General features: G+C 64.3%; 30 protein-coding genes and 2 pseudogenes. 21 read left to right on the top strand and 11 right to left on the bottom strand.

The window, feature by feature from the left end:
• Positions 1–180: 180 nt before the first annotated feature.
• From HV744_RS01665 to HV744_RS37045, 5 genes are all read right to left on the bottom strand, one after another.
• Entirely contained in the window at positions 181–768 is a 588-nt protein-coding gene (locus HV744_RS01665) for a nucleotidyltransferase family protein (RefSeq protein WP_175147816.1), read from the bottom strand.
• Positions 769–893: 125 nt separating this feature from the next.
• A complete protein-coding gene (locus HV744_RS01660; RefSeq protein WP_175147815.1) occupies positions 894–3,116 on the bottom strand; it encodes a xanthine dehydrogenase family protein molybdopterin-binding subunit in 2,223 nt (740 codons plus the stop codon).
• The gene (locus HV744_RS01655) at positions 3,113–4,114 is read right to left on the bottom strand and encodes an FAD binding domain-containing protein (protein ID WP_175147814.1); all 1,002 of its coding nucleotides are present in this window, start codon (positions 4,112–4,114) and stop codon (positions 3,113–3,115) included. The genes HV744_RS01660 and HV744_RS01655 overlap by 4 nt, the downstream gene beginning before the upstream one ends.
• Before the next feature lie 13 nt (positions 4,115–4,127).
• Positions 4,128–4,901, bottom strand: coding sequence for a 2Fe-2S iron-sulfur cluster-binding protein (locus HV744_RS01650; RefSeq protein WP_246278896.1), 774 nt, complete (start codon positions 4,899–4,901; stop codon positions 4,128–4,130).
• Between the two features lie 117 nt (positions 4,902–5,018).
• Positions 5,019–5,228: a hypothetical protein gene (locus HV744_RS37045; protein ID WP_246278911.1), complete on the bottom strand. Its 210-nt coding sequence runs from the start codon at positions 5,226–5,228 to the stop codon at positions 5,019–5,021.
• On the opposite strand from HV744_RS37045, the gene HV744_RS01645 reads away from it, so the two are divergent.
• The 4 genes from HV744_RS01645 to HV744_RS01630 all read left to right on the top strand — a co-directional run bounded on the left by HV744_RS01645 (position 5,137) and on the right by HV744_RS01630 (position 10,003).
• Complete coding sequence (locus HV744_RS01645; protein ID WP_246278908.1) at positions 5,137–7,179, top strand: D-(-)-3-hydroxybutyrate oligomer hydrolase; 2,043 nt, start codon at positions 5,137–5,139, stop codon at positions 7,177–7,179. The genes HV744_RS37045 and HV744_RS01645 overlap by 92 nt on opposite strands.
• A 22-nt stretch (positions 7,180–7,201) precedes the next feature.
• Positions 7,202–8,014, top strand: coding sequence for an exodeoxyribonuclease III (locus tag HV744_RS01640; protein ID WP_175147812.1), 813 nt, complete (start codon positions 7,202–7,204; stop codon positions 8,012–8,014).
• 241 nt (positions 8,015–8,255) lie between these two features.
• The gene (locus HV744_RS01635; RefSeq protein ID WP_175147811.1) at positions 8,256–8,540 is read left to right on the top strand and encodes a hypothetical protein; all 285 of its coding nucleotides are present in this window, start codon (positions 8,256–8,258) and stop codon (positions 8,538–8,540) included.
• 50 nt (positions 8,541–8,590) lie between these two features.
• Positions 8,591–10,003 (top strand): DUF2252 domain-containing protein, encoded by a 1,413-nt coding sequence (locus HV744_RS01630; protein ID WP_175147810.1) that lies wholly within the window; start codon positions 8,591–8,593, stop codon positions 10,001–10,003.
• A 101-nt stretch (positions 10,004–10,104) separates the two neighbouring features.
• Here HV744_RS01630 and HV744_RS01625 read toward each other — a convergent pair whose 3' ends face one another.
• Positions 10,105–10,962 (bottom strand): polysaccharide deacetylase family protein, encoded by an 858-nt coding sequence (locus HV744_RS01625; RefSeq protein WP_175147809.1) that lies wholly within the window; start codon positions 10,960–10,962, stop codon positions 10,105–10,107.
• 302 nt (positions 10,963–11,264) lie between these two features.
• On the opposite strand from HV744_RS01625, the gene HV744_RS01620 reads away from it, so the two are divergent.
• The 7 genes and pseudogenes from HV744_RS01620 to HV744_RS01590 all read left to right on the top strand — a co-directional run bounded on the left by HV744_RS01620 (position 11,265) and on the right by HV744_RS01590 (position 16,531).
• Positions 11,265–12,029, top strand: coding sequence for an SDR family oxidoreductase (locus tag HV744_RS01620; protein ID WP_175147808.1), 765 nt, complete (start codon positions 11,265–11,267; stop codon positions 12,027–12,029).
• Between the two features lie 79 nt (positions 12,030–12,108).
• On the top strand, positions 12,109–12,321 hold the full coding sequence (locus HV744_RS01615; RefSeq protein WP_175147807.1) for an oxidoreductase-like domain-containing protein: 213 nt from the start codon (positions 12,109–12,111) through the stop codon (positions 12,319–12,321).
• A 51-nt stretch (positions 12,322–12,372) separates the two neighbouring features.
• Complete coding sequence (locus tag HV744_RS01610) at positions 12,373–13,242, top strand: NAD-dependent protein deacetylase (RefSeq protein WP_175147806.1); 870 nt, start codon at positions 12,373–12,375, stop codon at positions 13,240–13,242.
• 105 nt (positions 13,243–13,347) lie between these two features.
• Positions 13,348–13,640, top strand: a pseudogene (locus tag HV744_RS01605) (hypothetical protein).
• A gap of 14 nt (positions 13,641–13,654) precedes the next feature.
• Entirely contained in the window at positions 13,655–14,287 is a 633-nt protein-coding gene (locus HV744_RS01600) for a DUF938 domain-containing protein (RefSeq protein WP_175147805.1), read from the top strand.
• Positions 14,288–14,536: 249 nt separating this feature from the next.
• Positions 14,537–15,946, top strand: coding sequence for an NADP-dependent phosphogluconate dehydrogenase (gndA, locus tag HV744_RS01595; RefSeq protein ID WP_175147804.1), 1,410 nt, complete (start codon positions 14,537–14,539; stop codon positions 15,944–15,946).
• Between the two features lie 267 nt (positions 15,947–16,213).
• A complete protein-coding gene (locus tag HV744_RS01590) occupies positions 16,214–16,531 on the top strand; it encodes a DUF4148 domain-containing protein (protein ID WP_175147803.1) in 318 nt (105 codons plus the stop codon).
• Between the two features lie 129 nt (positions 16,532–16,660).
• Here HV744_RS01590 and HV744_RS01585 read toward each other — a convergent pair whose 3' ends face one another.
• Complete coding sequence (locus HV744_RS01585; protein ID WP_175147802.1) at positions 16,661–16,981, bottom strand: hypothetical protein; 321 nt, start codon at positions 16,979–16,981, stop codon at positions 16,661–16,663.
• Positions 16,982–17,228: 247 nt separating this feature from the next.
• Here HV744_RS01585 and HV744_RS01580 point away from each other — a divergent pair, with 247 nt between their 5' ends.
• The 7 genes from HV744_RS01580 to HV744_RS01550 all read left to right on the top strand — a co-directional run bounded on the left by HV744_RS01580 (position 17,229) and on the right by HV744_RS01550 (position 20,821).
• The gene (locus HV744_RS01580) at positions 17,229–17,540 is read left to right on the top strand and encodes a cupin domain-containing protein (RefSeq protein WP_175147801.1); all 312 of its coding nucleotides are present in this window, start codon (positions 17,229–17,231) and stop codon (positions 17,538–17,540) included.
• 152 nt (positions 17,541–17,692) lie between these two features.
• On the top strand, positions 17,693–18,463 hold the full coding sequence (locus HV744_RS01575; RefSeq protein ID WP_175147800.1) for a peptidoglycan DD-metalloendopeptidase family protein: 771 nt from the start codon (positions 17,693–17,695) through the stop codon (positions 18,461–18,463).
• Positions 18,439–18,639 (top strand): hypothetical protein, encoded by a 201-nt coding sequence (locus HV744_RS01570; protein ID WP_175147799.1) that lies wholly within the window; start codon positions 18,439–18,441, stop codon positions 18,637–18,639. The genes HV744_RS01575 and HV744_RS01570 overlap by 25 nt, the downstream gene beginning before the upstream one ends.
• Before the next feature lie 116 nt (positions 18,640–18,755).
• The gene (locus HV744_RS01565; RefSeq protein WP_175147798.1) at positions 18,756–19,289 is read left to right on the top strand and encodes a DUF4142 domain-containing protein; all 534 of its coding nucleotides are present in this window, start codon (positions 18,756–18,758) and stop codon (positions 19,287–19,289) included.
• A gap of 55 nt (positions 19,290–19,344) precedes the next feature.
• Positions 19,345–19,659 (top strand): cupredoxin domain-containing protein, encoded by a 315-nt coding sequence (locus HV744_RS01560; RefSeq protein ID WP_175147797.1) that lies wholly within the window; start codon positions 19,345–19,347, stop codon positions 19,657–19,659.
• A 19-nt stretch (positions 19,660–19,678) separates the two neighbouring features.
• Positions 19,679–20,386: an RNA polymerase sigma factor gene (locus tag HV744_RS01555; protein WP_175147796.1), complete on the top strand. Its 708-nt coding sequence runs from the start codon at positions 19,679–19,681 to the stop codon at positions 20,384–20,386.
• A gap of 108 nt (positions 20,387–20,494) precedes the next feature.
• Positions 20,495–20,821, top strand: a complete 327-nt coding sequence (locus HV744_RS01550; RefSeq protein ID WP_175147795.1) for a hypothetical protein — start codon at positions 20,495–20,497, stop codon at positions 20,819–20,821.
• 66 nt (positions 20,822–20,887) lie between these two features.
• On the opposite strand, the gene HV744_RS01545 is transcribed toward HV744_RS01550, so the two are convergent.
• The 3 genes from HV744_RS01545 to HV744_RS01535 form a co-directional block, all read right to left on the bottom strand.
• The gene (locus HV744_RS01545; RefSeq protein ID WP_175147794.1) at positions 20,888–22,168 is read right to left on the bottom strand and encodes a chloride channel protein; all 1,281 of its coding nucleotides are present in this window, start codon (positions 22,166–22,168) and stop codon (positions 20,888–20,890) included.
• Positions 22,169–22,170: 2 nt separating this feature from the next.
• The gene (locus tag HV744_RS01540; RefSeq protein WP_175147793.1) at positions 22,171–22,587 is read right to left on the bottom strand and encodes a MarR family winged helix-turn-helix transcriptional regulator; all 417 of its coding nucleotides are present in this window, start codon (positions 22,585–22,587) and stop codon (positions 22,171–22,173) included.
• Between the two features lie 93 nt (positions 22,588–22,680).
• Positions 22,681–23,847, bottom strand: coding sequence for an HPP family protein (locus tag HV744_RS01535; protein ID WP_175147792.1), 1,167 nt, complete (start codon positions 23,845–23,847; stop codon positions 22,681–22,683).
• Positions 23,848–24,209: 362 nt separating this feature from the next.
• Between HV744_RS01535 and HV744_RS01530 the strand changes: the two genes are divergently transcribed.
• A complete protein-coding gene (locus HV744_RS01530; RefSeq protein WP_175147791.1) occupies positions 24,210–24,527 on the top strand; it encodes a DUF1840 domain-containing protein in 318 nt (105 codons plus the stop codon).
• Positions 24,528–24,842: 315 nt separating this feature from the next.
• Here the strand turns inward: HV744_RS01530 and HV744_RS01525 are convergent, their stop codons facing one another.
• Positions 24,843–25,028, bottom strand: coding sequence for a hypothetical protein (locus HV744_RS01525; RefSeq protein WP_175147790.1), 186 nt, complete (start codon positions 25,026–25,028; stop codon positions 24,843–24,845).
• A gap of 238 nt (positions 25,029–25,266) precedes the next feature.
• Between HV744_RS01525 and HV744_RS01520 the strand changes: the two are divergent.
• Both HV744_RS01520 and HV744_RS01515 read left to right on the top strand, forming a co-directional pair.
• Positions 25,267–25,540, top strand: a pseudogene (locus tag HV744_RS01520) (chloride channel protein); the annotation flags it as partial.
• 394 nt (positions 25,541–25,934) lie between these two features.
• Complete coding sequence (locus HV744_RS01515) at positions 25,935–26,441, top strand: universal stress protein (protein WP_175147789.1); 507 nt, start codon at positions 25,935–25,937, stop codon at positions 26,439–26,441.
• Positions 26,442–26,575: the final 134 nt, after the last annotated feature.

The raw sequence follows: 26,575 nt of genomic DNA, 5'->3' as shown, positions 1-26,575 counted from the left end.
AAAAACGCGGCGTCACATCAGCTTAGGCGGAATCGGCGCGGCTTGCGCGGGCCGTCGGCACATGCAGCGAAAAGCGCCAGCCCAGGCGGACACAATGCTGTATAGATATACAGAATGCGCCCAAACATCCAGCAGAATCAAGCGCGCCGCAAGCGTCACGCGCCCACCGCCCACCCGCCGCTAAACGTTGCGCAAATCCTCCGGCGTATCCACGTCCCGCAAAATCCCCGGGTCGTCGACATTCACCCTCGTCACATGCTGCGACATCAGCAACGACTTCGCGCCGGTATCGCCGTCGAGCGCCAGCAGTGCATCGCGATGCTCGACGCCGAAGCCGACCGGATGCCCACGCTGCTCCCGGTAAAACGGCGCGACCAGCGATGCGCCGTCGTCGAGCGCGCGCGCCACGGCTTCGATCGTCGTGGTGGCGATGCGCGGCATGTCCGCGAGCGCGACGATCCAGCCCTCGGCGTCGTCGCTGGCTTCGATGCCGGCGGCAAGGCTCGCGCCCATGCCGCGTTCGGCATTGGACGCGAACACCACGTCGCAACCGGCGTCGTTCAGGACCCGCGCGAGGGCGTCCGAACCCGGCCGCACCACGGCCAGCACCCGCGTCACGACCCGCAGCAGTCGATGCGCGGATTCATGCGCGACCGGCGTGCCATCGGGCATCTGCGCAAGCAGCTTGTTGTGCAGGCCGTCTGGATCGAAGCGCGAACCAAAGCCCGCGGCGAGCAACACGCCAGTGGCGAGCGAGGCATAAGCCATGGGCGGGCACCGGGGGAAAGAATGAGACCGATTGTGCGATGCAACGCAGTTGCAGGCAAGCGCCAATCAATGTATGCGCATGGCGCTTGCCTGGCCACAGCCCACCAGGCACAACCCCCGCGCCATCACCCCTGCATTCCCGCCATCACCTTGTCGAGCGTGAGCGGCAAGTCCCGCACCCGCACGCCGGTGGCGTGATACACCGCGTTCGCGATCGCCGCCGGCACGCCCGTAATACCGATCTCGCCGATGCCGCGCACGCCGAGCGAGTTGATATAGGGATCGGGCCGATCGATGAACGTAATGTCGAGCGAGCCGATATCCGCATTCACCGGCACGTGGTACTCGGCGAGATTCGCGTTGGTGAAGCGCCCGTAGCGCGTATCGAGCGAGGACTCCTCCTGCAGCGCCGCGCCGACGCCCCACACGATGCCGCCCATCATCTGGCTGCGCGCGGTCTTCTCGTTGAGCACGCGCCCCACGTCATACACGGCGACCACGCGCGGCACGCGGATCGTACCGAGTTCGGCGTCGACATGCACCTCGACGAACACCGCGCCGAACGAGTGAAACGAGTACTTCTGTTTTTCATCACCGGGCTTGACCGTCGAAGTCGCCTCGATTGGCTTGCCGCCCGAGCGCGCGATGATCGCCGCCGCCGGATCGCGTTTGCCCGGCTGCGAGCGGCTCACCACCCAGCCGTTCTCCACGGTGATGTCGTCGAGCGCGCTGCCGTGCACCGGCGAAGCCGGGTCGGCGAGCGCCAGCGCGATCAACTGGTTGCGCGCCTGACTGGCCGCCTCGCGCACAGCCGGCGAGACACTCGCCGCCGATTGCGAGCCGCCCGACACCGGCGCGCGCGGCAGCGTCGAATCGCCGAGAGCGAAGTGGATATTCTCCGGCGCGAAGCCGAGCGCATCGGCGGCCACCTGGGTCATCACCGTGTAGGTGCCGGTGCCAAGATCCTGGGTGCCGGAGGCGACCAGCGCGGTGCCGTCCGGCAGAATCCGCGCGATGGCGGCCGCTTCGCTGCGGTTGGCCGGATAGGTCGCGGTCGCCATGCCCATGCCGATCAGCGTGCCGCCGTCACGCATCGAGCGCGGTGCGCCGCTGCGCCGTGACCAGCCGAATTTCTCGGCGCCGATCTGATAGCACTCGCGCAACGACTTGCCCGACCACGGCTTGTTTTCCTGCGGATCGGTTTCCGCATAATTCTTGATGCGCAGTGCAAGCGGGTCCATTTTCAACGCGGCCGCGAGTTCGTCCATGGCCGATTCGAGCGCGAACGAACCGGTGGTTTCGCCCGGCGCGCGCATGTAGGTCGGCGTGCCGAGATTGAGTGGCACGAGCCGGTGCGTGGTCACCTGGTTGGGCACCGCGTACAGCATGCGCGTGACCATGCAGCAGGTCTCGGTCCAGTCTTCGATCATCGACGTGTTGGAGAGGCTGTCGTGGCGCATCGCCGTCAGCGTGCCGTCGCGCCGCGCGGCGATCGTCAAGTGCTGTTCCGTGCGCGGACGCGCGCCGACCGGACCGAACATCTGCGGCCGCTCGAGCACCAGCCGCACCGGCCGCCCGGTCTGCTTCGCCGCCATCGCGCACAACGGCACATGCGACCACGACGAGCCCTTGCAGCCAAAGCCGCCGCCGATGAACGGCGCGATCACGCGCACGTTGCTGGCCGACATGCCGAACGTTCTGGCGACCACCTGCGCCGCGCCGCTGACGCCTTGCGTCGAATCGTGGAGCGTGAGCTGCGGGCCGTCCCAGTGCGCCATCGTGGCGTGCGGCTCCATCGGGTTGTGATGCTCGATCGGTGTGGTGTACGTAGCATTCACGTGGACCGTGCCGCTTTGCATGCCGTCTTCGAAGCTGCCGCGTTGCGTGTCGGTTTGCCGGCCTTGCGGCCTGTCCGGCGCGTGCGCGTTCGACCGGGCCTGCGCAAAGTCCACGGTCGCGGTGCTGCCTTGATAGACGATGCGCAACTGGCGCGCGGCATCGGCGGCATGTTCGAGTGTGTCGGCGACCACCACGGCGACCGGTTCGTTGCTGTAGTGCACCTGGTTGTCCTGCAACAGCGACAGCCGCCTGCCGGCCGGCGGCGCCAGCGCGGGCATGCCGCCGTTCGGCAGGCGCGGCGCGTTCTGGTACGTCATCACCAGCAATACGCCGGGCACCGCCTGCGCGCGGCCCGCGTCGATCGACGCGATCGTGCCGCGAGCAATCGTGCTGGTGACGAGTACCGCATGCGCGAGACGCGCTTCGGGGAATTCGGCGGCATAGCGTGCTTCGCCGGTGACTTTGAGCAGACCGTCGACGCGGTCGAGCGGTTGACCGATCAGATTCATGCGACACCGCCCGCGAGGCCGGCGGCCTGGTTGACCGCGCGCACGATCGCGCGTTGTGCAAGCTGCACCTTGAAACGATTGTCGTGCTGCGGCCGCGCGTCGCTCAACGCGGCAGCGGCGGCGTTTTTCAGCGTCGCCTGCGTGAGCGGCTGACCGTTGAGCAGTTGTTCGGCGGCGCTCGCGCGCCACGGTTTATGCGCGACGCCGCCCAGCGCGATGCGCGCGGTCTGCACGCGCTCGCCGTCCATCTGCAACGCGGCGGCCACCGACACCAGCGCGAATGCGTAACTGGCGCGGTCACGCACTTTCAGATAGTGGGAGTGCGCGCTGAACAGCGGTGGCGGCAGATCGACCGCGGTAATCAGTTCGCCGGGCTGCAACGTGGTATCGACGTCGGGCCGCTCGGCGGGCAGGCGGTGGAAATCGGCGAACCCAATGGTCCGCTCGCCGGCGGGGCCGCTCACGCGCACGACGGCATCGAGCGCGGCCAGCGCCACGCTCATATCCGACGGATTCACCGCGATACATTGCGGACTCGCGCCGAGAATCGCGTGCGTGCGGTTGTGGCCGTCGAGCGCCGCGCAGCCGCTGCCGGGCATGCGCTTGTTGCATTGCGTGAAGGCGGTGTCGTAGAAGTAGCCGCAACGCGTACGTTGCAGCAGATTGCCGCCGACCGTCGCCATGTTGCGCAACTGCGCCGACGCGCCCGCGAGGAGCGCTTGCGACAGCAACGGGTATTGCTCGCGCACCAGCGCGTGATTCGCCGCATCGCTGTTGCGCACCAGGGCGCCGATGCGGATGCCGCCGTCGGGCAGCGTCGTCACCGTGTCGAGTCCGTTGATATGCGTGATATCGATGAGCCGCACCGGCCGCGCGACGCCGCCCTTCATCAGGTCGAGCAGATTGGTGCCGCCGCCGATGAAGACCGCGCCCGGTTGCTGAGCGGCGCGCACTGCGCCGGCGACATCGCCGGCGCGTTCGTAAGAGATCGCATCCATGCTGGTCGCTCCGTCAGGCGGTGCTGTGGTGGGTGGTGCCGTGGCCGATGCCGGCGTCCACGCCGTCATGCACGTCGGCGCCGGCACTGCCGGCCTGGCCACTGCCGCCGTGCACCGCACGCACCGCGGCCACGATGTTCGCGTAGGCGCCGCAGCGGCAAATGTTGCCGCTCATCCGTTCGCGGATCTCATCGTCGGAAAGTTGGGCGGGGCGGCGGCGGACATCGGCCGTCACGGTGCTGGCCGTGCCGTTGCGAAATTCATTGAGCAGGGCCGTCGCCGAACACAACTGCCCCGGTGTACAGTAGCCGCACTGGAACGCATCATGTTCGATGAAGGCGCGCTGCATCGGGCTCAATGCGCCGTTGCTCGCGAGTCCTTCGACCGTCGTGATGTGCTCGCCCTCGTGCATCACGGCGAGCGTCAGACACGAGTTGATGCGGCGGCCGTCGGCCAGCACCGTGCATGCGCCGCATTGGCCGCGGTCGCAGCCTTTTTTCGTGCCCATCAAGCCCGCGTATTCGCGCAGCGCATCGAGCAAGGTCACGCGCGGCTCGAGTTGCAGCGTGTAAGCGCGGCCATTGACGGTCAGCGTGACCGGGCGCGGCGGCACCGCCTGGTTGATCTGAGCCGGCGGCGCGGCCGGCGTTTGGGTTTGCGCGCGCAGATGCGGCGCCGCTCCGACCGTCGCGGCGGCGGCCGCCGATTGAAGAAAGCGGCGGCGCGAGGGTTGTTGTGGGGTGGCGGCTTCGTCGCCCGGATCCTGACATTCGTGATGCGTGGACATGACGTTCTGTTGACTCCATTGAAAGGTCAATGCAGGCTAGCGATGTGTCGGTATCCGAAGCGTCGCGTTCAAACAAACCTCACGCAGCAATTTCGGTGCCGTTGCATATACAACGTATTAGAAAATGACGGAGACAGCAAAGATGACATCAATGACATCAGCGATCAGAGTCAGGCCGGCGTCGCGCGTCGCTTCGGCAATGCGCACCGTGGCCACGGTGGTGGCGGCGGCAATCGTGCTGACTGCCTGCCACGGCAACAGCGGCAACAATTCTCCTCCACCGCAAAGCAACGTGCTGCCGGCCTTTATCAAAAGCGCGGTGACCATCCGGTCCTATGACGGCAACACTGACGATCTGCTTACCGCGGGTCTCGGCAAAACCGGCCTCGGGCTGGCCACCGCGCCGGCCATTGCGAGCCTTGCGCAACCCACCGCCGCCGAGTTGCGGCGCCTCGCGATCTGGTCGAACTATCGCGCGCTCGTCGACATGACCGCGAACGGCGGCTATGGACGCTTCTGGGGCCCTAATGTCGACCTGAACGGCAACGACACGCTGGGCGAAGGCAAGATCGCGGGCAAGGAATACCTCGCGTTCGCCGACGACGGCAGCGGCGCGCAGAACGTCAGCATGCTCGTGCAGATTCCGGCAAGCTTCAATCCGGGCCAGCCGTGCATCGTCACGGCGACGTCGTCGGGTTCGCGCGGCATGTACGGCGCGATCTCCGCGGCCGGCGAGTGGGGCCTCAAGCGCGGCTGCGCGGTGGCCTACACCGACAAGGGCAGCGGCAATGGCGCGCACGAGCTGTCGACCAATCGCGTCACGCTGATCGACGGTACGTTGCAGGATGCGTCCGCCGCGGGCAAAGCGAGCCTCTTCACCGCGAACCTGAGCGGCGGCGCGCTCGCTTCGTTCAACAGACAGTTCCCGAATCGCTACGCGTTCAAGCACGCGCATTCGCAGCAGAACCCCGAGCAGGACTGGGGGAAGAACACGCTGCAAGCGATCCAGTTCGCGTACTGGGCGCTCAACGATTCGTTCGGCGCGCTCATCGGCTCGACTCGGACCGTGCGTTATGCGAACGGCAGCATCACGACCATCGCGGCGTCGGTGAGCAACGGCGGCGGCGCGTCGCTGGCGGCGGCGGAACAGGATACGTCCGGTTTGATCACCGCGGTCGTCGTCGGCGAGCCGCAGATCAATTTGCGGCTGCCCGCGCAAGTGGCGGTGGCCCAGGGCGGCGTGCCGGTCGGCGCATTCGGCAAGCCGCTGGCCGACTATATGACGCTCGCGAACATGCTGCAGCCGTGCGCCGCGCTCGCGCCCGCCGCAACCGGCGCGCCGAATCTGAGCGCGTTGCCGGTCGCGACCACGACGGCGATTCGCACCGCGCGTTGTGCGTCGCTCGCGCTTGGCGGCGTCATCATCGGAGCGGATGTGACGACCCGGGCGGTCAACGCGCTCGCGTTGCTGCATCAGAACGGCTACCAGACCGACTCGGACCTGTTGCAAGCACCGATGTGGGACTCGCAAGCCGTGCCCGCTGTCGCCGTGACCTATGCGAATGCATACGCGCGGGCGAGTGTCGCCGACAACCTCTGCAACTTCAGTTTCGGCACCACTAGCGCGGCCGGTGTGGCCGGCGTGACGCCGGCGGTTTCTCCGATGCTCACGGTCTTCGGCAACGGCAACGGCGTGCCGCCGACCAACGGCGTCAATCTGGTCTTCAACGCGGGCGCGTTAGGCGCGGTGGATCATCGGCTGGCAACCGCCGACGCCAGCTTTGCGGGGGCCGCGTGCCTACGCGCGCAGTGGACCAGCGGCGCGCTGAACGGCAGCGTCGACGCGATCCGTGTGAATGCGAACCTGCATGGCAAGCCCACGATCATCGTGCAGGGCCGGGCCGATGCGCTGGTGCCGATCAACCACGCGTCGCGGCCGTATCTCGGGATGAATCAGCTGGCCGAGGGCAGCGCGAGCAAGCTGTCGTTTTACGAAGTGACGAATGCTCAGCACTTCGACGCGTTTCTCGGCGTGGCCGGTTTCGATACGCGCTTCGTGCCGCTGCACTACTACAACCTGCAGGCGCTCAATCTGATGTGGAGTCATCTTAAGAGCGGCACGCCGCTGCCGCCGTCGCAGGTGATTCGCACGATACCGCGCGGCGGCTTGCCTGGCTCCGCGCCGGTCCTGACCACGGCCAATTTGCCGGCGATCGCGGCGAGCCCGGGCGTCAACGCGATTACGGCGGCCAATGGTGCGGTGAACGTGCCGAATTGAATCGACACATGGAGGACAGACCGTGGCGAGGCTTCGGATTGCGACGTTCAACATCAACGGCATCCGCTCGCGACTGCCGGCACTGCTGCAATGGCTGGAGCGCGAAGCGCCGGACATCGTGTGTTTGCAGGAACTCAAGGCGGTGGATAGCGCCTTTCCCGTCGAGCCATTGCGCGACGCGGGTTACGCCGCTGTCTGGCAAGGCCAGAGCGCATGGAACGGCGTGGCGATTCTATCGAAGGCTGACGCACCGATAGAAACCCGCCGCGGCCTGCCCGGCTTCGAGGACGACACGCACAGCCGTTATCTGGAGGCCGCAGTCGGCGGCGTGCTGGTAGCGTGTCTCTATCTGCCCAACGGCAATCCGCAGCCGGGTCCGAAATTCGACTACAAGCTAGCGTGGTTCGATCATCTGATCGCGCACGCGGCGAGGCTCTTCAAGAGCGGCCATCCCGTGGTGCTGGCGGGCGACTTCAACGTCGTTCCCACCGACGAAGATATCTATAACCCTCGTTCGTGGCTAAAGGACGCACTGTTGCAACCCGCGAGCCGCGAGCGCTATCAGCGCCTGCTGGCACAAGGCTGGACGGACGCGCTGCGAACGCATTTCGGCGACGAACGGGTCTATACCTTCTGGGACTATTTCCGTCGTCATTGGGACACGAATTCGGGCTTGCGGATCGACCACTTGCTGTTGAGTGCCGACCTGGCACCGCGTTTGCGCGATGCGGGCGTCGACCGCTGGGTGCGTGGCGAACCGCATGCGAGCGATCACGCGCCGGCATGGGTGGAACTGGATATGGGCGCGGGACGCCGAAAGAAAAGCGGCACGTAGCGAGGAGGCTGAACGGCGACCCGCTGCAGCCTCGCTCGTCATGCAAATGTCGTCGAGCCATGCGTGCGAAGAAACCGACACGGCCTGATGCCAACCGGGCGATCGTCGGTCAGCCAATCGCCCGTTACTCAGGCCCGCTACTCAGGCCGGTTACTCAGCCATACCAAAGCAGGGCGCATGTGCACGATTCTATACACACGCCCTGCGCTTTGCAGCGCTGTGGAGAAGCAGGCTCGCCGTAATGCCATCCAACCCGGCGCCGACGAACCAATGCTACGGCGTGCCATGCGACCCGCTCACCGGCTGTAACCGACGCCTGCGCGTGATGCGTGGCCAGTTCCTCATCCATCAGGTCCTGTACTTCGAGCACGTTCACGTTGCCGATGAAAAACAGGACATTCACCAACTGGTTTACCGAGCGCCTGTCGCGACCCGTTATGATCGCGATTCGGAGGTGATTGTCGGCGCTGGGCTATCGTTCGATGAACGCTCGCGCGCCAGATGTTCCGCTTTGTCGTGCCAGTAGAAGCAGTCTCTGGAGCCGCCAGTCAAGACTCGCCAAAAACGGAGAAGCGCATGAAAGCCAGCACCATCGCCGAACGGGAGGCCCGTGGCCGTGCCGCCCGTGAGCATTCGAAACGTTCGAGCCATCGCGCGGTGGGCGAATTGCAGCGCAATCCGGTCGAACTTCTGAAGCAAAGCAGCGAAGGCCGGGTCGAGAATCTGGTGCCGTTGCGCTATGGACGCATGGCTGCATCGCCCTTCACATTTTTTCGCGGTACCGCGATCCTGCAAGCTCACGATCTCAGCAAGGTTCACGACAGCGGCTTGACGATGCCAATCTGTGGCGACGGCCATCTGATGAATTTCGGCGGTTTCGCCACACCCGAGCGGCAACTCGTCTTCGACCTGAGCGACTTCGACGAAGTGTCGGTCGGTCCATTCGAATGGGATCTGAAACGCCTGACCGCGAGCCTCGTGGTTGCCGCCCGCCATATGCGCCTGAGCCGTGGCACAGCCGAGAGCCTGGTGATGACCGCCGTCGGCTCATACCGTGACCGGATGGCCCAGTACGCGCAATGCGGCGCGCTCGAACTCTGGTACGACCGCATCACGTTCGACCGGATGGCCGAAACCGCGTTGACGCCCGAGCGCCGGCGCACCGTGCGGCGCGCGATGGAAAAGGCGGCGAGCCGGACTCAAGAAAGCCTGCTCGAAAAAATGGCCACGCACGACGGCGACCACTGGACGATTCGCGACGCGCGGCCGGCGCTCTTTCACGTGCTCGGCGCGAACACGCTGTTCACGCCGGAAGAAACCGAAATGTTCAGAGGCGCCAACTGGCGCAAGATGCTCGAACGCATGTGGGGCGAGTACCTGAAGACAATGTCGCACGACCGGCGCGAACTGCTCGATCATTTCACCGTGCAGGACATCGTGTTCAAGGTGGTGGGCGTCGGCAGCGTCGGCACGCGCTGCATGGTCCTGCTGCTGGTCGATCACATGGGCAAGCCGCTGTTCCTGCAGTTCAAGGAGGCTCGGCCGTCGGTGATTGCACAGTTCCACAAGTCGCCGGCCATCCAGCACGAGGGCGAACGCGTCGTGCAAGGACAGCGCATGTTGCAGGCCGCGAGCGATATGTTTCTCGGCTGGGCGACGGGCCCGTTTGGGCGGCATTTCTACTTGCGCCAACTGCGCGACATGAAGCTGTCGGCGAACCTCGAACTGTTCGACAACGATCTGCTGGACGGCTACGCGCGGCTATGCGGCTGGATCATGGCGCGTGCGCATGCGAAGGCGAGCGGCCAGGCGATCGAAGTCAGCGCGTATATCGGCCGTGGCGAGCAGTTCGCGGAAGCGCTGACCGCTTATGCGACGACCTACGCGGACCAGGTGGAGCGCGACTACGACGTGTTCCTGAAGGCATGCCGCAGCGGCGAGCTGGAAGCGCGCACGGACGAAGACATGGCGGCGGATTTTCGGGTGTAGAAGCAGCGGCGGTGGAGCGAACGCGGCTCGCGATTCACGATTCACGGCTCCCGACCCGCGGATCAGATCAATGGCTGAACCGTATTTACCGCGCGCTTGCCTCACGCATCAACACGCGCCTCACGCAGCGTAACGAAGCGCAACTGCTGCTTGCGGGCCGCGTCGATCACGCACGGCAGCACCGCGAGGATCAGCGGCTTGCCGTCGACCGTGAGCGCGGCATTGCCGTCGTGCAGGAGCAGAATGTCGCGCGCCGCGAGGCCGTCGAGCAGCCTTCGCGTCACCACCTGAGGATCGCGCTCGCGAGTGTCGTAGCCGCGCCGCGTCCACGCCGCGAGCCGCAAGTCGAGCTTGCGCAGCACAGGTTCGAGAAAGATATTGCGCAAGCCCGCAGGCGCACGGAAGAACATCGGCCGCTCGCCGCTCACTTGCTCGAGCGTGCGTTGCGCGGTGTCGATCTCACGTGTGAGCGCGGCCGGAAACGTCACGGAAAACGTGTGGACGTGAACCTGCGAATGATTTTCGAGCGCATGGCCTCGCGCGATGATCTCGCGTGCGAGCGCCGGATAGCGCTGCACGTTCGCGCCAATGCAGAAGAAGGTGGCGCGCACGTCGAAGGCGTCGAGCAGATCGAGCACTTGCGGCGTGACAACGGGATCGGGTCCATCGTCGATGGTCAGCGCGATGGCGTCCGCGTTGCGCGTGCCGGCGGGCAGACGCGTCCAGTTCGGACCGAGCAGCGACGTGCGCGGCAACAGGCCGGTCACCGTGAAAATGGCGTGGTTCACGAAGATCGCGGCCAGCCACCAGGGCCACGCGGCGGGCGCCAGCAGCCAGCCGGCCAGCACGAACACGTGCCATGCGGCGGTGGCGGTGAGCATCGCGGGGTAGCCGGTTTGCGGCCAGCGGCGCGGCGGCGCGGACCGGGCGCCATGCGGCGTCGTGGAGAATTCGTTCATCAAGCGTGCTTCCTGTCTGCCTTCTTCCGTCCGGGAAGGCCATGAATCGTGCGCGTGACGCGCAGCCGCGAAAGATACCATTGATGCGCGGCTCGACGCGGGCGCAGTCAGGAATGGTTGCAAATGAAAGGGCGTTGAAAGATGGGTGGGGTTGCTGCCCGCGTCGTGGTAATGCGCGTTGGCGTTTGTGATCGGCAAACCACTGTTGTATGGTGCTAGGGCTGAAGAGGCGGGGGCGCGAGGTTAGCCGGTCAGGCCGGCATGATTGCGCGCAGCCATGATGGATGGGAAAGGAGAGAGCAGTGACAGGAACAGGAATCAAGAAGGTCGCGCTGGTAACAGGCGCAGGCAGCGGGATCGGCCGCGCATGCGCGCTCAAGATGCTGGAGCATGGCTATAGCGTCGTACTGGCCGGGCGTCGTCAGGCGCCGCTCGACGCGGTGGTGCATGAAGCGCAGCACCTGGGCGGCGACGCGCTCGCCGTCGCGTGCGACGTGACGGACGCCGCCAGCGTCGCGGCGCTGTTCGACACGATCCGCGAGCGGCGCGGCCGCCTCGACGTGCTGTTCAACAACGCGGGCCGTAACGGTTCGCCCGTCGATATCGACGAACTCGATATCGACGAATGGCGCTCGGTGGTCGACACCAATCTCACCGGCGTGTTCCTGTGCACGCGGGCGGCCTTCGGCCTGATGAAAACGCAGAGCCCGCGCGGCGGCCGCATCATTAACAACGGCTCGATCTCGGCGCATGCGCCGCGGCCGAACAGCATCGCCTACACGGCGACCAAGCACGCGATCACCGGTCTCACGAAAGCCGTGTCGCTCGACGGCCGCAAATACGACATCGTGTGCGGGCAGATCGACATCGGCAATGCGGAAACGGAAATGGCCGCGCGAATGGCGCGCGGCGTGCGGCAAGCCAACGGCGAAATCGCAATCGAGCCGCTGATGGACGTGCAGCACGTCGCCGACGCGGTGCTGCAGATGGCCGAACTGCCGCTGTCGGCGAACGTGCAGTTCATGACCATCATGGCGAGCAAGATGCCGTTCGTCGGCCGGGGTTGAGCGGCGGCGCGCCCGGGAGCGCGCCACGTGGGATCAATTTATACTGGGCGCTTCCCGCCTTTACGGAACGCGATTCGCCGTGCCCCGAGCCACACCCAGCGACGACCCGCAGCCGCAGCCGCCCGTGCAGCCCGATCTCGACGACTGTTGTCATAGCGGCTGCACTCCCTGTGTTTTCGATCTCTACGACGAAGCGCTCGAACGCTACCGGATCGCGCTCGCCGAGTGGCAAACGCGGCAGGCGCGGCACGCGGCGCACACGCGGCAAAGCAAGCCGCGCACGCGTCGTTGAACGGCGTTCGAGGTTTTACGTCCACGCCGCAGTCCTTCACCGTGCTCCGTCATGACCGACCTTCAGTCCGCGCCTGTCGAACCCCCGCTTGAGTCGCACACGCTGGACGACCTGCATCGCTTCGTGCAGCGCTATCCGCGTCTGTTCGTGCTGACCGGCGCGGGCATCAGCACCGACTCCGGCATCCCCGGCTATCGCGACGACAACGGCACATGGAAGCGCTCGCCGCCGATCACGCTGCAGGAGTTTCTCGGCACGCTCGCGATGCGCCAGCGTTATTGGGCGCGCAGCATGGTCGGCTGGCCGGTGGTCGCGCACGCGCAGCCGAACGCCGCGCATACCGCGCTGGCCCGGCTCGAAGCGGCCGGCCATGTGCCGACGCTGGTGACGCAGAACGTCGACGGTTTGCATCAGCGGGCCGGCAGCCGCGAGGTGATCGAGTTGCACGGGGGCATCGACGGGGTGACGTGTCTCGATTGCGGGATGCAGCATGCGCGTGCGTCGATCCAGCACACGCTGGAGGCGGACAATCCCGCGCTGCTGAACGTGACCGCCGAAACCGCCGCCGACGGCGACGCGCATCTCGAGTGGCACGATCTCGGCGGCTTCCGCATTCCGGCGTGTTCGAACTGCGGTGGACTGCTGAAGCCCGCTGTGGTGTTCTTCGGCGAAAGTGTGCCGAAGGAGCGCGTCGAAGCGGCGTCGGATGCGCTCGACGCGGCGGACGCGGTGCTGGTGGTCGGCTCGTCGCTGATGGTCTATTCCGGCTATCGTTTCTGCGTGTGGGCGCAAAAACAAGGCAAGCCGATTGTCGCGATCAATCTGGGGCGCACGCGCGCCGATCCACTGCTGTCGCTGAAGATTGCCGCGCCGTGCGCCCGCACGCTGAGCGCGCTGGCCGGCCGCCTGGCGCTCGATTGACGCCGGCCTTCACGTAGCGGCAGCCCGCGTCGTGATGCGCCGATAAGCCGGGTTCGCTTGCAGCGCGCCGTTCGAACAATACGCACCTCTAAGAAAGGAAGACCGATGTTGACGACGATCGAACAGCTCGAAGCCCTCTACAGTCAGCCGAACGAACGTGCGCTGCGCAAAGAGATTCCGTACGTCAACCAGGACTATCGCGCGTTCATCGAAGTCGCGCCGTTCGTCGTGCTGGCCACCGCCGGTTGCGTTCGAAACTGTGGGACCCGGCGCATCACGTCGAACGATCGCGGCTGCCGAGCACGGGCGCGATGCTACGGCGCGTCAGTGGCGCGGATTTCAACGCCGCCGCCTACGACCGTGAACTCCCCGAACGCGTGCGCGCGACCCTGTACTGACACACAAGCTGACCATGACTGATTCCCACCCGGCGTTGCGGCAACATTCGCCTTCCGCGGAACGCAACCGCGAACCGATTCTCGCCGTGCTGCGCGACACGCTGCCGGCCACCGGCCGCGTGCTCGAAATCGCGAGCGGCACCGGCCAGCACGCAATGTGCTTCGCCGGCGCGCTGCCCGGACTCGACTGGCAACCGAGCGATGCCGACGCCGACGCGCGTGCATCGATTGCCGCGTGGATCGTCCACGAAGGCCTGCCGAACGTGCGCGCTCCGCTTGCCGTCGACGTGCATCAGCCGGATTGGGGCGTCGACTCGCTCGACGCGGTGGTCTGTATCAACATGATTCACATCTCGCCGTGGAGCGCGGCCCAGGCGCTGTTCGCCGGTGCGAGCCGCCGTCTCGTCGATGGCGGTGTACTGTATCTGTACGGCCCGTACAAACGCGGCGGCGCGCATACGGCGCCGAGCAACGACGCGTTCGATCAGCAGTTGCGCAGCCGCGACCCCGAATGGGGCGTGCGTGACATGGAAGCCGTGATCGCGCTGGGCGCCTCGGCAGGACTCGTGTGCGACGAGCCGATCGCGATGCCGGCCAACAATTTCAGCCTCGTGTTCAGGAAACGCCCGGGCGCGGCGCAGGTTTGACAGACGCGGATCCGGCCAACGATTTTCCGCGGGCGAAAGCCGGCATCCTTGATGAACTACCGCCGCGTGCTCGCGGTGTGCCGCGCGTCATCGAGCAGCGCCGGCCCCGCCGCACGCAGTGGAACGCGCCGCCCGTTGCCCGTCAACGAGCGGCAAGCGTGCATTTCTTTTATCCTTTCACCCTCGACGTCCCGCCGACGTTCCTTCTGGCGCGACGTCACGACATTTTTTGGACTCTGGAGAATCCACATGGGCAAACAGGCAATCGGCGTGGTGGGGCTGGCGGTCATGGGCCGCAATCTGGCGCTCAACATCGAGAGCCGCGGCCACGCGGTCTCGGTGTACAACCGCAGCCGCACGAAAACTGACGAACTCATCGCCGAATATCCGGACAAGAAGCTGGTGCCGGCTTTCACGCTGGAAGAATTCGTGGAGTCGCTGGAAAAGCCGCGCCGCATTCTGCTGATGGTCAAGGCCGGCGAGCCGACCGATGCCACCATCGCTTCGCTCAAGCCGCTGCTGGACAAGGGCGACATTCTGATCGACGGCGGCAACACGCATTTCACCGACACGATCCGCCGCAATCAGGAACTGGCGAAGGCCGGCCTGCATTTCATCGGCACGGGCGTGTCCGGCGGCGAAGAGGGCGCGCTGAAAGGCCCGTCGATCATGCCTGGCGGCCAGCGCGACGCGTACGACCTCGTCGCCCCGATTCTCACCGAAATCGCCGCGAAGGCGCCGGATGGCGAGCCGTGCGTCGCGTACATGGGACCGGACGGCGCGGGCCACTTCGTGAAGATGGTGCACAACGGCATCGAATACGGCGACATGCAGCTGATCGCGGAAAGCTACGCGGTGCTCAAGCAGGTCGTCGGGCTGTCGAACGAAGAGCTGGGCAAGGTCTACACCGAGTGGAATCAGGGCGAGCTCGACAGCTATCTGATCGAAATCACGTCGAAGATTTTCAGCAAGAAAGACGAGGAAACCGGCAAGGATCTGGTCGACGTGATTCTCGACCGCGCCGCGCAGAAGGGCACCGGCAAGTGGACCAGCCAGAATGCGCTCGACCTCGGCGCGCCGCTGCCGCTGATTACGGAAGCCGTGTTCGCGCGCGTGCTGTCGTCGCTGAAGGATCAGCGCGTGGCCGCGAGCAAGGTGCTGGAAGGGCCGCAGGCCAGGCCGCTCGGCGTCGAGCGCGCCGCGTTCATCGAAGCGGTGCGCCGCGCGCTGTACTTCAGCAAGGTGATTTCGTACGCGCAAGGCTTCGCGCAACTGCGTGCCGCGTCGGAAGAATACAAGTGGGACCTGGATTACGGCACGATCGCGAAGATTTTCCGCGCCGGCTGTATCATCCGCGCGCGCTTCCTGCAGAAGATCACGGACGCCTATACGAAGGACAAGGCGATCGCGAACCTGCTGCTCGATCCGTACTTCCGCGACATTGCGAAGAATTATCAGTCGGCGTTGCGTGAGGTCGTGGTCGCCGCGATCAATGCGGGTGTTCCGGTGCCGGCTTTTGCGTCGGCGGTGGCATATTTCGACGCTTATCGCTCGGAACGCCTGCCGGCGAACCTGGTGCAGGCACAGCGCGACTTCTTCGGCGCGCATACGTTCGAACGCACCGACAAGCCGGGCAGCTTCCACGCAAACTGGAGTTGAGCGTTTGAACTGCGACCCGCCGCGCCCCTGGTATAAGGCGCGGCGGGCTGCATTACCGCTTGAAATCCGCGACGGGGAAATTGTTGCCGAAATTGGCGAACTGTTTTATATGACGGTGAGTCTTTTCGCAACTATTACAAAAATAGCAATAGAGTTTCGTCGTTTTAGGTGTTTACCCTCGGTCATGACACCCCTAAACTTGTATTCAAGCGCTGACGGAGAACAAGCCCAAAGCGCACTGCACAACAAGTTAAGGAGGTTTACATCATGAAGACCCTGATCTCTGCAGTTGTCGTCGCCGCCGCTCTGGTTGTTCCTGTCGCTTCGTTTGCCCAATCGAATCAGCCGGTTACGCGCGCTCAAGTTCGCGCTGAACTGGTCCAGCTCGAAAAGGCCGGCTACAACCCGGCAGGCGATCACGCTACGTATCCGGCGAACATCCAGGCAGCGCAAGCGCGCGTCGATGCTCAAGACGGCACCGCTCAAGCTGCGAACAGCGGCTACGGCGCACCGATCGCCGGCAGCTCGCAAGCTGGCCGTCCGATGAGCGGCAACGACCGTCACTCGATCTACTTCGGCAACTAAGCTGCGCCGAAGCTGACGAAGGCGCCGCCTGACTGACAAGGCGGCGAGCAATAAAAAAACGCCATCCGGTTTGCCGGATGGCGTTTTGTTGTGTGCGGCGCGGTTCAGTGGTGGGTTCGAGCGCGGCCGCTAATGCAGCGTGCGATGCCGGCGGCCTATTTCATCGAATAGCGCGCGGCTCGGTTCGAGGGCGAGCAGCCAGGATTCGTCGTATTCGCTCAGATTGTCCAGTGCTTCGCGCAGCCGCTCGATCGCGAGAGCGGGAATCTCGACGCTAGCCTCAACGCCGCTCGACAGCCCCGCGATGCTGGCCAGTTGCACCAGGGCGTCGGCGGCTTCGGCCACGTCGGCGGCGAAAACGAGGTGCGTGTTCAGCAACTCGACCAAACCGGGCGACGCCGCAACGTCGTCGACATTGAGTTGCACGGCCAGAAAGGTGGCTTTGTTCATCCCAATTCCTCGCAGGATCCGGACGTTCTCGTACGGTGTGTTCCGCGCAGCTTGACTGAGTATAGGCGAGGCCGCAGTGGTTTCAATAATCATACGAATCGGCCGTGCGGCCTTATTACGAAAGACGCGCGGACCGTCAGACCTATAATGGGGCCAGCCGGAGCGCCGGCCGCGACGGCCTGTGCGGTCCGGGTAGGTCCAGCGGAAAATGGCTCGGCGGCTCAGTCTTTTTAACTGCCCTTTGACCATGAAGATCATTCGCAGCAAGAGCTTTACCGCGACGCGCGCATGGGGCGCGCTCGATATCGCCAACATGAGCGGGATCACGACGCGTCTGCATTGGACCGATCAGCCGTACAAGTGGCACGTCAACGACGGCGAGGAGGTGTTCGCCGTGCTCGACGGCCGCGTCGAGATGCGCTATCGCGAAGACGGCGTCGAGCAGTCGGTGGTTCTTGAAACGGGCGATGTGTTCTACGCTTCGGTGGGCACCGAGCACGTGGCTCACCCGATCGGCGCGGCGCGCATTCTGGTGGTCGAAGCGCAGGGCAGCGTCTGAACCAGGACGTCAGGTTTGAGGCCATGCCCACACCGGCGCCCGCGCGCATGGCGGCATAATAGAGAGCCATTGCCGCGCCCGCGGGACGGGCGGCACGGCAAATGCTTGGGCATCGATTGAATCCGATTGAAACAAGTGTCGAGGAAAATCACATGACAAGACGATGGCAATTGGCGGGGACGCGCTGGTTGACAGCGGCCGCGCTCGGCGTGATGTTCAGTGGCTGTACGACGATGCCGTGGCAGAGCACGCCGTTCTACAGCAGTGCGCCGTCCGGCCCAACCACCCTCGGCACGGTCCCGGTTCCCGCCGGTTTCTACCGGGTCAATCCGGGCGATACGCTCGGCGGCATCGCGTCGGCGTATGGCCGCAGGCCGCAGGAAATCGCCGCGTGGAACGGTCTCGCGGTCAACTCGCCGGTCAGTCCCGGCCAGGTGTTGCGCGTGTCTCCGCCGATGGCCTCCGGCAGCGTGGTGACGCCGCCGGTCAACGTCGCCCCGAACGCGCCGGGTGCGGTGCCGGGTGCGCCGATGGCGGCCGCCGGCGCGCAGCAAGGGGTGCTGCAATGGCCGTTGCGCGGACCGGTGCTGAAAACCTTCGCGCCGGGCAAGTCGAACGGAATCGTGATCGGCGGGCGTCCCGGCGATCCGGTCAAGGCCGCCGCGACCGGCCGCGTGGTTTATGCGGGCACCGGTATCGAGGCGTATGGTCCGCTCATCATCATCAAGCACGACGACACGCTGATCACCGCGTACGGTCAGAACAGCACGCTGCTCGTCAAGGAAGGCGATGCGGTCGCGCAAGGGCAAACCATCGGCGAGGTCGGCGTGGATAGCCGCGGCGTCGCGTCGATCCAGTTCGAAGTCCGCCACAACGGTCAGCCGGTCGACCCGCTCGCATGGCTGCCGAAGACGGGTGGATGAGTCGTCCGCAGGCCTTCTCGCGGGTGCCGATTTTCGGCACGGCGTTAGTGAATGCACTGAATGCACTCAAGCGAAAAAGACGTCAGCTTGAAAGACTGAAGCTACCGGAGCCAGTAGCGAACCTCGACGCGACGCCGTCGTTCAAGCGGCAATCCATCGCGATTCGCACGAGTTAGCGCCGCGAATGGAAACAGGGCTCTCCCTGGTGACATCTAAGTCCATATCCACGATCGCATCGGATCTGGACTGCGTTGGCCAGCCAGCCGCGCGACGATAATCCGGGAGACAACTCATGAAGTGGCTCAACGTTACCCTGTTCGGGGCTCTCACTCTCGCCAGCTTCGCTGGCTACTCGCAGAGCGCCGGTCCCACCGATCCTCAAATCGCGGCGATCGTGGTGACCGCCAATCAGGTCGATATCGACGCTGGCAAGTTCGCGGACTCGAAGTCTCACTCGAAGGACGTCAAAGCGTTTGCGCAGCGAATGATCGCCGACCATAGCGGCGTCAACAAGGCGGCCGGCGACCTCGTGCACAAGCTGGGCGTGACACCCGAGGACAACCCGACGAGTCAGAGCCTCAAGCAAGGCGGCGATGCGAACCTCGCCAACCTGAAGACGCTCAGCGGCATGGCTTTCGATCGTGCGTATATCGATCATGAAGTGGTGTATCACGAGAGCGTTCTGGATGCGCTCGACAAGACCCTGATCCCGAGTGCCAAAAACGAAGAGCTGAAAGCGCTGCTCGTCAAGGTGCGGCCGGCCTTCGTCGCGCATCTCGACCATGCGAAGCATCTGCAGGCGGAACTGGGCAAGAGCGGTGGCTGAGATCGGGATCGGCGCTGCCGGAACGCAGCGGCGCAGGGCGCGAGCGGGCCGTTTCATGTTGACCGTCGCGCTGGGAGCGGCCTGCGGGTTGGCGCTGCCGGCCAGTGACGCTGCTGCGCCTGTCACGCACTACGTCGTCATCGAGCAGATGCGCTTCAATCCGCCGACGCTGACGGTGCAGCGCGGAGATCGCGTCGAGTGGGTGAACAAGGACCTGTTCGCTCATACGGCGAGTTCAACCGCGAAGGTGTTCGATTCGGGCGGCATCGCGCCGAACGCTTCATGGAGCTATGTCGCTGGCAAACCGGGAAGCTATCCTTATCTGTGTAACTTCCACCCGACGATGCGTGGCACACTGAATGTCCGGTGACACAAATGACGAGCGCTCTATGACGGACAGCGCGGTAACACGTTCGGCACCTCCAGAGGTCGATGACCTGTCGATCGTGCGCCGCGTCGTCGCCGGCGACCGGTCCGCGTTCGAACTACTGATGCGACGGCACAACCGGCGTCTGTATCGTCTGGCGCGCGCCACGCTCCATAACGACGCCGAGGCGGAGGATGCGCTGCAGGAAGCGTATCTGTCGGCCTACCGATCGATCGGCCAGTTTCGCGGCGACTCCGCGCTGCTCACGTGGCTGTCGCGGCTGGTGCTCAATGAATGCTTCGCCCGTTTGCGCCGCGAGACACGGCGTCAGAACGTGATTCCGATGGTGGACCCGGGTACTCATGCCGATCTCGACGTCATGAACGCAGACGATTCGAATTCTCCGGACAAGGCGGCCGCGCGCGCGGAACTGCGTGCGTTGCTCGAGCGTAAGCTGGACGAACTGCCCGATGTCTTTCGGGTCGTCTTCGTGCTGCGCTCGGTCGAGGAAATGAGCATCGAGGAGACCGCGCAGTGTCTCGCGATTCCAGAGGCCACCGTGCGCAGCCGCCATTTCCGCGCGAAGAATCTGCTGCGCGAATCGTTGACTCAGGAAGTGGATCTCGTCGAGCGGAACCTGTTCGAGTTCGGCGGAGCGCACTGCGACCGCGTGGTCGCCAACGTGCTGGCGCGGATAGCCGGCGAGCAGGGCGGCGGCGGCCGCGATTAGCCGGTCGATTCGCTGCGTGAATTGAAGGGAGGCACAGTGACTGGAGTGCCTGAGTGTCGGAATGAGAAGCCGGCTCGGCGCAGCGCAAGCATGCGCTGTGTAGCCGCCATGCTGGCCGTCTTCGTTCTGGCCGCAAGCTCGAAAGCGGAAGTCCGAACGATACAGATCGTCTCGGGCACCTATGGCCAGAACTGTGGAGCGCCACACGGCAACGTGACCCATGACGTGGCGCATCAATGCGACGGCCGGATGACCTGTGAGTACGCGCCGCGCGGAACGCACAAACGCCGGTTGGCGATGGCGTGCAGCAGCGACTTTGTTGCCGAATGGCGTTGCGACAGCGCTGACTTCCACACCGCCGCACTCAGCCCGGAAGCAAGGTCGGGTGACACACTCGTGCTGAGTTGCGTCATGGAGCGCGGCGCGGGCAAGTAGCCCCAACTGCGCAAACAGAAAGGTTGAGGCCGCATTCGGGCTCAACCTCGACCCGCCTTGCTGTTGTCAGCCGGTTTTGCGAACCGGCGCAAATCGCCGCTTGCCGAGCGACGGCGTCAAACGCCGGAAACGCTCCCGCTTGTGTTCTTCTTCGAAGTGGCTGAGCGACGGTTTGACCAGATCGCTGCGCGACACGATGCCAACGAGGCGCATGCTGTTGCGCTCGGCAACCACGGGCAATCGTTCGAGATTGTGCACGGCCAGTCTCGTCGCGACGAGTCGGCAGGTTTCGGATGGTAAAGCAAACGCCGCAGCCGTCTGGCCGAACACGTCGGCGAGATTCATCGCGTGTTTGGCTTCTGCGGCTTCTGTGTCGTCGCCGCCAAACCGTTCGAGCAAGGCCCGGTCGGCCACGCCGATCACCGCGCCGTCGCGGACGACGGGATAGGCGCGGCGCACCTGGTTGGCGCCGAAGAACCTTTGCAGCGTTTCGCCGACCGTCATGCCGGCATCGATCGATTCGACCGGCGCCGTCATCACCTCGTCGACATAGTGACGCTCGAGCGGGTCGACGCCGTACTCGCGATAGATGTGATAGCCACGGCGCGCGATCTTCTCGGTCATGATCGACCGGCGCATCACCACCGTCGAAAAGCCGTGCGCGATCAGCGTCGCCGTCAGAAGCGGCAGCAACGCGTTGCTGTCATGAGTCAGACCGAAAGCGAACACGATCGCCGTCAACGGTGCGCCGAGCGTCGCGCCGAGGGTGGCGGCCATGCAGACGAGCGGCCACAAGGCCGGCTGGTTGCCCGGCAGCCAGTGCGAGAGCACCGCGCCCAGCCCGGCGCCGGCCACCAGCAGCGTCTTGCGTTCCGCCGACGTGACCTTCACGCATTGCGCGATCAGCGAGCCGAGTGCGCCGCCGGTCATGATGATCGGGCCTTCCGCGCCGAACGGGCCGCCGCTGCCGATCACGATGCCGGACGACAGCGGCTTGAGCACCGCCACCTTCGGCGACATCTTGCTCTTGCCGAACAGGATCGCTTCGATCGCCTCGGGAATGCCGTGTCCGCGGATTTTTTCGGAACCGTACCGCGCCATCAGGCCGACGATCAGGCCGCCCAGCACCGGCACGCCGATCACCCAAAGACCGAGCGTGTGATTGGCGGGCGAACGTTCGGCAAACGACAGCGTGCCGAAGAAAAACAGATTGGTGAACAGATGAATCAGATTCAGCAAGACGAAGGCGGCAAGCGTGCTGACCACCCCGATGCACGCGGCCAACGCAAAAATACCGGGCAACCGGGCGTTGGCCGAAAAGTCACGCTTATGGGAATCCATGCTCATGATTAGTCGAAGTCGATCTGTGGAATCTGGAAAGCGCCCTCGAGCGATTTCAATTCGGCGCGGTGCAGTTCCGCCAGTCTCGCCAGCACGCGCTCGCCTGCTTTTTCAAGGTGGACTTCCACCTGACGGCGATCGGCTTCGCTGACCTGGCGGCGCACCAGACTGAGCGCTTCGCAGCGCGACACCAGCGCCACGACACCGTGATGCTGGGACTGAAGCCGCTCCGCCAGTTCGCCGACGGTCGCCCAGTCACGCTCCGGATAGCCCTTGATGTGCAGCAGCAACAAATACTGCAACGGTGTAATGCCTTCGCTCTGGGCCGCCTGTTCCGAGAACCGCTCGAAACGCCGCATCTGGTAGCGAAACTCCGACAGTTGCTCGAAGTCGGCTTTGGTCAGTCCGCGAGTCCGTACTTTCATGGGGTGCCCGTCAATGCAAATAATCGACAAATATATCACATAATGATGTATTTATCCGTGTCGCCGTGCGCCGGGCGGACGATTGCTGTGCCGCTATGCCACCTGTTGGGCTTTGAGCACGGTTTGCCGGTAGAGGCCCGAGATCAGGTCCACCTGCGTGATCATTCCGATCAGATGCCCGCCGGCGTCGAGCACCGGAATATGGTGGTGGCCGTGGTTGGCGAACATCGGCACGAGGTCGGTGATCGGCGCTGTTGCCTTGATGGTGCAGACCTCGGTACTCATCACGCTGCCGACGCTCGGCGTGCGGAGCGCGTCGCCACGAAGCCAGCCGTCGAAGCGGGCGGTGAGCGGCGAGAATTTGCTGAAAATCCGCTTATCGACGAGGTTGGCGCGCGTCACGATGCCGACCAGATTCTGGTCGGCATCGGTGACGGGCAGCGCCTTAACCTTGTTGCGCTTGAGCAGGGCCCATGCGGTCGTCGCACGCGTGGCCGCGGATACCGACACCACGTGGTGGGACATGATGTCTTCGCAAGTCAGTTCGTTGAAGCCGCGCGCGAAGGCCTGCAGCTGCGTTTCGCGCAGCAGCGACTCGAGGTCGTCAGGATCGATGTCCAGCATTTCACCGCGACGCTTCAGAACGGCTTCGAAATCCGCCCGTGTGAAGCCTCCGCGCGACGCGTCGTCGGCCGGGCTGCCGGCCGGGCCGCGAGCCTGGCGCCCCGCATGCGGGTAGCGGTGGCCGGTGGCGGCGTGATAGGCGATCGCCGCGGCGAGCAGCGCGACCGACTGGATCGCAATCGGCTCCAGCACGAACCGGTAGCCCAGCGCATGGATCGCAGGCCCGCCCAGCACCGCGGTCAATGCAACCGCGCCCGACGGCGGGTGCACGCAGCGAAGCGCGAACATCCCGCAGATCGACAGCGCAACCGCCAGCGCGGCCGCGAGGGTCGGATCGGCGATTGCGTGGGCGCAGGTCACGCCGATCGTCGCGGAGACGAGATTCCCGCCGATGATCGACCACGGTTGCGCGAGCGGGCTGGCGGGCACCGCAAACAGCAGGACCGCGGATGCGCCCATCGGCGCAACCAGCAGCGGAACGTTCGCCGCCGGCCCCAGCAGCAAATACATGGAGCCGCCAGTGAACGCGATGCCCAGCAGCGCGCCAAGACACGAGCGCGCGCGTTCCTGCCATTTCACGGAGACCGGTGCGGGGATGAAGCTGGCAAGCCAGCGAAGGGCAGTGGAACGGAACAAGATAGGGGGCAGGGAAGTAGTCGATTATCCGGGGACCGACATTACCGGGGAAACCCTGGTAACGCGAATACACTGTGGTCGTGATTATATTTCAACATGATATAAACCGCGGATTTGGCCTGTTGCGGTGCAGAACGGGCGGTGCGTCATTGCTTCCTGAAGAACGAGTCCGGCGACGCGCGGATCAGGCGCGGCTCAAGCGTGCGGACGTATGCGCCGTTTCATTCAATCACGGTGTGATATAAAATAATCATAGACGGACTGAAGCAGGTACGACGAAGCGTGAACCGTTTCGCTGGGCAATCCGCATAGGAATCCGATCGATGAAACGGTTGCCGCGTGCTCTTCAAAAGGGGGTCATCATGCTGATTACTTTTCAATCGACCGCATCACCGGATGTCGTCATGCTCCGGGATCTCGCTCAGTATCTGCTGGGTTTGATTGGCAAGCGTCTCGATGACCGCGGCGTCATCACGCACGCTGAACTACCCGGTGCAATTGGCCGGCTCGAAGCGGCAATCTCGGACGATGCAAAGACGGAAGCGACCGTCGAACCATTGCATTGTTCAGCCAGCAATCACAGCGAATCGCGTAACCGACTCTCGCAACGGGCATGGCCGTTTCTGGACATGATGCGCGAAGCGCGCAAGAGCGAAGCGGACATCATCTGGGGCCTCTAGCCATCCGGTTTGCCCGTTGAGATTTCGCGGCTCCCGGTTCGGTCAAGGATTGAACGATGAAACGACATCTGTTGCGGCGGCGCTGAAATTCATCGACGCCAGAATGCCGAATCCACTCGACCAGCAAGTCGTATCCAGTATCGAGAGCAGATGCGTTTCGACCTGCAACTGCCGCGCAAGCATCGCGCCGCAGCGTAGCGCCCGTTGTCCCTCAGGCGTGCCGTCGCGTCGTAGCACAGGAGAATGCGTGAAAACGGCGCCAGCATCGGTTCCTGCGTGATTGCGAAGCGATTTGCGCCAGCCGTTCCCGCGTGCTCAGGTGAACAGCGGTACGGCTTCGATCAAGGCGAAACCCGGAAGCGCGCCAGGCGTTGCCCCCACCAATCGCGGATGCAGATTTTTGAGGTGCAGCGAATCGAGCAGACCACCGATCAGAATGATGCCGAGCAGCGCAAAGGCAACCAGCAGATAGCTAATTTCGAAATCGTTATAGATGACCATTTGATCCTCCGATGCCGAAGCGCGATCGCGTCCGTCCGTCTGTTTGCTTCGTCGACCGCTTAACGATCAATATATATCACACTATGATCTAAAAGAGCGACACGAATCCACCGGCGCGTGGTGGTGTCTTGAAGCCGGGCTCGCTGGGGCGTTTTTTTGTTTGCCGCGCATTACATCACAGAATGATGCAATATGAAGAGGCGAAGAGAGGGCTGCGGCTGGCAGGCGGATCACGGCCATTGCCGCGGTTGTGGGCATTCTGAGTACGCTCGCGGCCGATTTTCTGCTCCATCTGATCCGCTTCTTCACAAAAGCATTCTTCTTTCAGACGATATCGGCCGGCGGACCGCTCGCCCGCCGGCCATACGCTCGGGCTGGCGGTTGTCGTGGTGCCCGTGATCGGCGGTTTGATCGTCGGCTTGATTGCGCGCTTCGGTTCGGAGCAGATTCGCGGGCACGGCATTCCCGAAGCAATCGAGGCGATTCTGTTCGGCAAGAGCAAGATGTCGCCCACTCTTCCTTATGGCGAACAGCGCCTTGCGCGGGTGGCCGAACGCCATCGCGGGCAACTCAAGCCATTCGGCGACGCGTGGCGCTTGCAGTTCGACGGGGCAGACCCTGACGCGCAACACAGCGCGGCCGCCCGAGCGCCGGCTGTCCATCGCGCGTTCCGTGTTCGTCAGCCGATTTGTAAAAAACTCGCCGGGCCGCGGAGTTGAGCGCTTTGTGCAGCGGCCGCTTGGGCCTTCGTGCGCCGAGCGATTTATATATCACAAGGTGATATACAATGAATGGGTGATGTGCCGGCTCGGCGGCAATCCAAAGCTGTCCCCGAGCGTGACGCATCTGCCCTTTTCCAGGTGGATTGTTGCGTTGCCGCGAAAGCAGAACACAAGGGGAAATGACATGCCGACCTTTAACCGCATTCTTCTCTGTTACGACGGAACTCGCGAAGGACAGCACGCGTTGAAGGACGGCGCTTCGCTGGCGCAGGAACTCAAGGCGGAAGTGCACGTGCTCTCCGTCCTTAATACTTCCGTGTGGGTGCAAGGGGCCGACATTACCTCCGCGATGCCGGTCGATCTCATTACCGAATCGGCCAAGAGTGTGCTCGAAGAAGGGTTGAAGAAGCTCACCGCGCGCGGAATCTGGGCGACCGGGCACTTCGTCGTCGGTGACCCATTGGATCAGATTGCGTCCTTTGCGAACGACCTGAAGGTCGATTTGATTGTCGTCGGACATCGTCATACCAGCCGTCTGGCGCGCTGGTGGGGTGGCAGAAATGATGGTCTGTTGCTGGACCGGGTCAGTTGCAGCGTGCTCGTGACCATGGGGCCGCAAACCAGTGCGGACGCAGTAGTCGCCGGGACGTCGGAGGTCGGCGAAAAGGCGCGCCCGGCCGAACATTTTTAGCCAGCGCCGATTGTCCCCGCCTGTCGGGCGATTCTTGAGATATGGCAGCGGTCCGACTTCAAGAGGTCTTGAATCAGGCGTTCTGAACGAACAAAAAACTACGTCTGCGCGCCGCTGCGTATGAATAAGTCATA

The organism is Paraburkholderia ultramafica (assembly GCF_902859915.1).
In the GTDB taxonomy this organism is placed as follows: Bacteria; Pseudomonadota; Gammaproteobacteria; order Burkholderiales; family Burkholderiaceae; genus Paraburkholderia; species Paraburkholderia ultramafica.
The sequence above is the reverse complement of the archived record's forward strand: the minus strand, read 5'-3'. Positions and strand labels throughout refer to the sequence as shown.

What these genes read in the sequence shown, in the direction of transcription:
- HV744_RS01665 (WP_175147816.1), bottom strand. Translation starts at nt 768, where the DNA reads ATGGCTTATGCCTCGCTCGCCACTGGCGTGTTGCTCGCCGCGGGCTTT.
- HV744_RS01660 (WP_175147815.1), bottom strand. Translation starts at nt 3,116, where the DNA reads ATGAATCTGATCGGTCAACCGCTCGACCGCGTCGACGGTCTGCTCAAA.
- HV744_RS01655 (WP_175147814.1), bottom strand. Translation starts at nt 4,114, where the DNA reads ATGGATGCGATCTCTTACGAACGCGCCGGCGATGTCGCCGGCGCAGTG.
- HV744_RS01650 (WP_246278896.1), bottom strand. Translation starts at nt 4,901, where the DNA reads ATGTCCACGCATCACGAATGTCAGGATCCGGGCGACGAAGCCGCCACC.
- HV744_RS37045 (WP_246278911.1), bottom strand. Translation starts at nt 5,228, where the DNA reads ATGGTCACCGCGCTTTTGATAAAGGCCGGCAGCACGTTGCTTTGCGGT.
- HV744_RS01635 (WP_175147811.1), top strand. Translation starts at nt 8,256, where the DNA reads ATGCCATCCAACCCGGCGCCGACGAACCAATGCTACGGCGTGCCATGC.
- HV744_RS01630 (WP_175147810.1), top strand. Translation starts at nt 8,591, where the DNA reads ATGAAAGCCAGCACCATCGCCGAACGGGAGGCCCGTGGCCGTGCCGCC.
- HV744_RS01625 (WP_175147809.1), bottom strand. Translation starts at nt 10,962, where the DNA reads ATGAACGAATTCTCCACGACGCCGCATGGCGCCCGGTCCGCGCCGCCG.
- HV744_RS01610 (WP_175147806.1), top strand. Translation starts at nt 12,373, where the DNA reads ATGACCGACCTTCAGTCCGCGCCTGTCGAACCCCCGCTTGAGTCGCAC.
- HV744_RS01600 (WP_175147805.1), top strand. Translation starts at nt 13,655, where the DNA reads ATGACTGATTCCCACCCGGCGTTGCGGCAACATTCGCCTTCCGCGGAA.
- gndA (WP_175147804.1), top strand. Translation starts at nt 14,537, where the DNA reads ATGGGCAAACAGGCAATCGGCGTGGTGGGGCTGGCGGTCATGGGCCGC.
- HV744_RS01590 (WP_175147803.1), top strand. Translation starts at nt 16,214, where the DNA reads ATGAAGACCCTGATCTCTGCAGTTGTCGTCGCCGCCGCTCTGGTTGTT.
- HV744_RS01585 (WP_175147802.1), bottom strand. Translation starts at nt 16,981, where the DNA reads ATGAACAAAGCCACCTTTCTGGCCGTGCAACTCAATGTCGACGACGTT.
- HV744_RS01580 (WP_175147801.1), top strand. Translation starts at nt 17,229, where the DNA reads ATGAAGATCATTCGCAGCAAGAGCTTTACCGCGACGCGCGCATGGGGC.
- HV744_RS01575 (WP_175147800.1), top strand. Translation starts at nt 17,693, where the DNA reads ATGACAAGACGATGGCAATTGGCGGGGACGCGCTGGTTGACAGCGGCC.
- HV744_RS01570 (WP_175147799.1), top strand. Translation starts at nt 18,439, where the DNA reads ATGGCTGCCGAAGACGGGTGGATGAGTCGTCCGCAGGCCTTCTCGCGG.
- HV744_RS01565 (WP_175147798.1), top strand. Translation starts at nt 18,756, where the DNA reads ATGAAGTGGCTCAACGTTACCCTGTTCGGGGCTCTCACTCTCGCCAGC.
- HV744_RS01560 (WP_175147797.1), top strand. Translation starts at nt 19,345, where the DNA reads ATGTTGACCGTCGCGCTGGGAGCGGCCTGCGGGTTGGCGCTGCCGGCC.
- HV744_RS01555 (WP_175147796.1), top strand. Translation starts at nt 19,679, where the DNA reads ATGACGGACAGCGCGGTAACACGTTCGGCACCTCCAGAGGTCGATGAC.
- HV744_RS01550 (WP_175147795.1), top strand. Translation starts at nt 20,495, where the DNA reads ATGCTGGCCGTCTTCGTTCTGGCCGCAAGCTCGAAAGCGGAAGTCCGA.
- HV744_RS01545 (WP_175147794.1), bottom strand. Translation starts at nt 22,168, where the DNA reads ATGAGCATGGATTCCCATAAGCGTGACTTTTCGGCCAACGCCCGGTTG.
- HV744_RS01540 (WP_175147793.1), bottom strand. Translation starts at nt 22,587, where the DNA reads ATGAAAGTACGGACTCGCGGACTGACCAAAGCCGACTTCGAGCAACTG.
- HV744_RS01530 (WP_175147791.1), top strand. Translation starts at nt 24,210, where the DNA reads ATGCTGATTACTTTTCAATCGACCGCATCACCGGATGTCGTCATGCTC.
- HV744_RS01525 (WP_175147790.1), bottom strand. Translation starts at nt 25,028, where the DNA reads ATGGTCATCTATAACGATTTCGAAATTAGCTATCTGCTGGTTGCCTTT.
- HV744_RS01515 (WP_175147789.1), top strand. Translation starts at nt 25,935, where the DNA reads ATGCCGACCTTTAACCGCATTCTTCTCTGTTACGACGGAACTCGCGAA.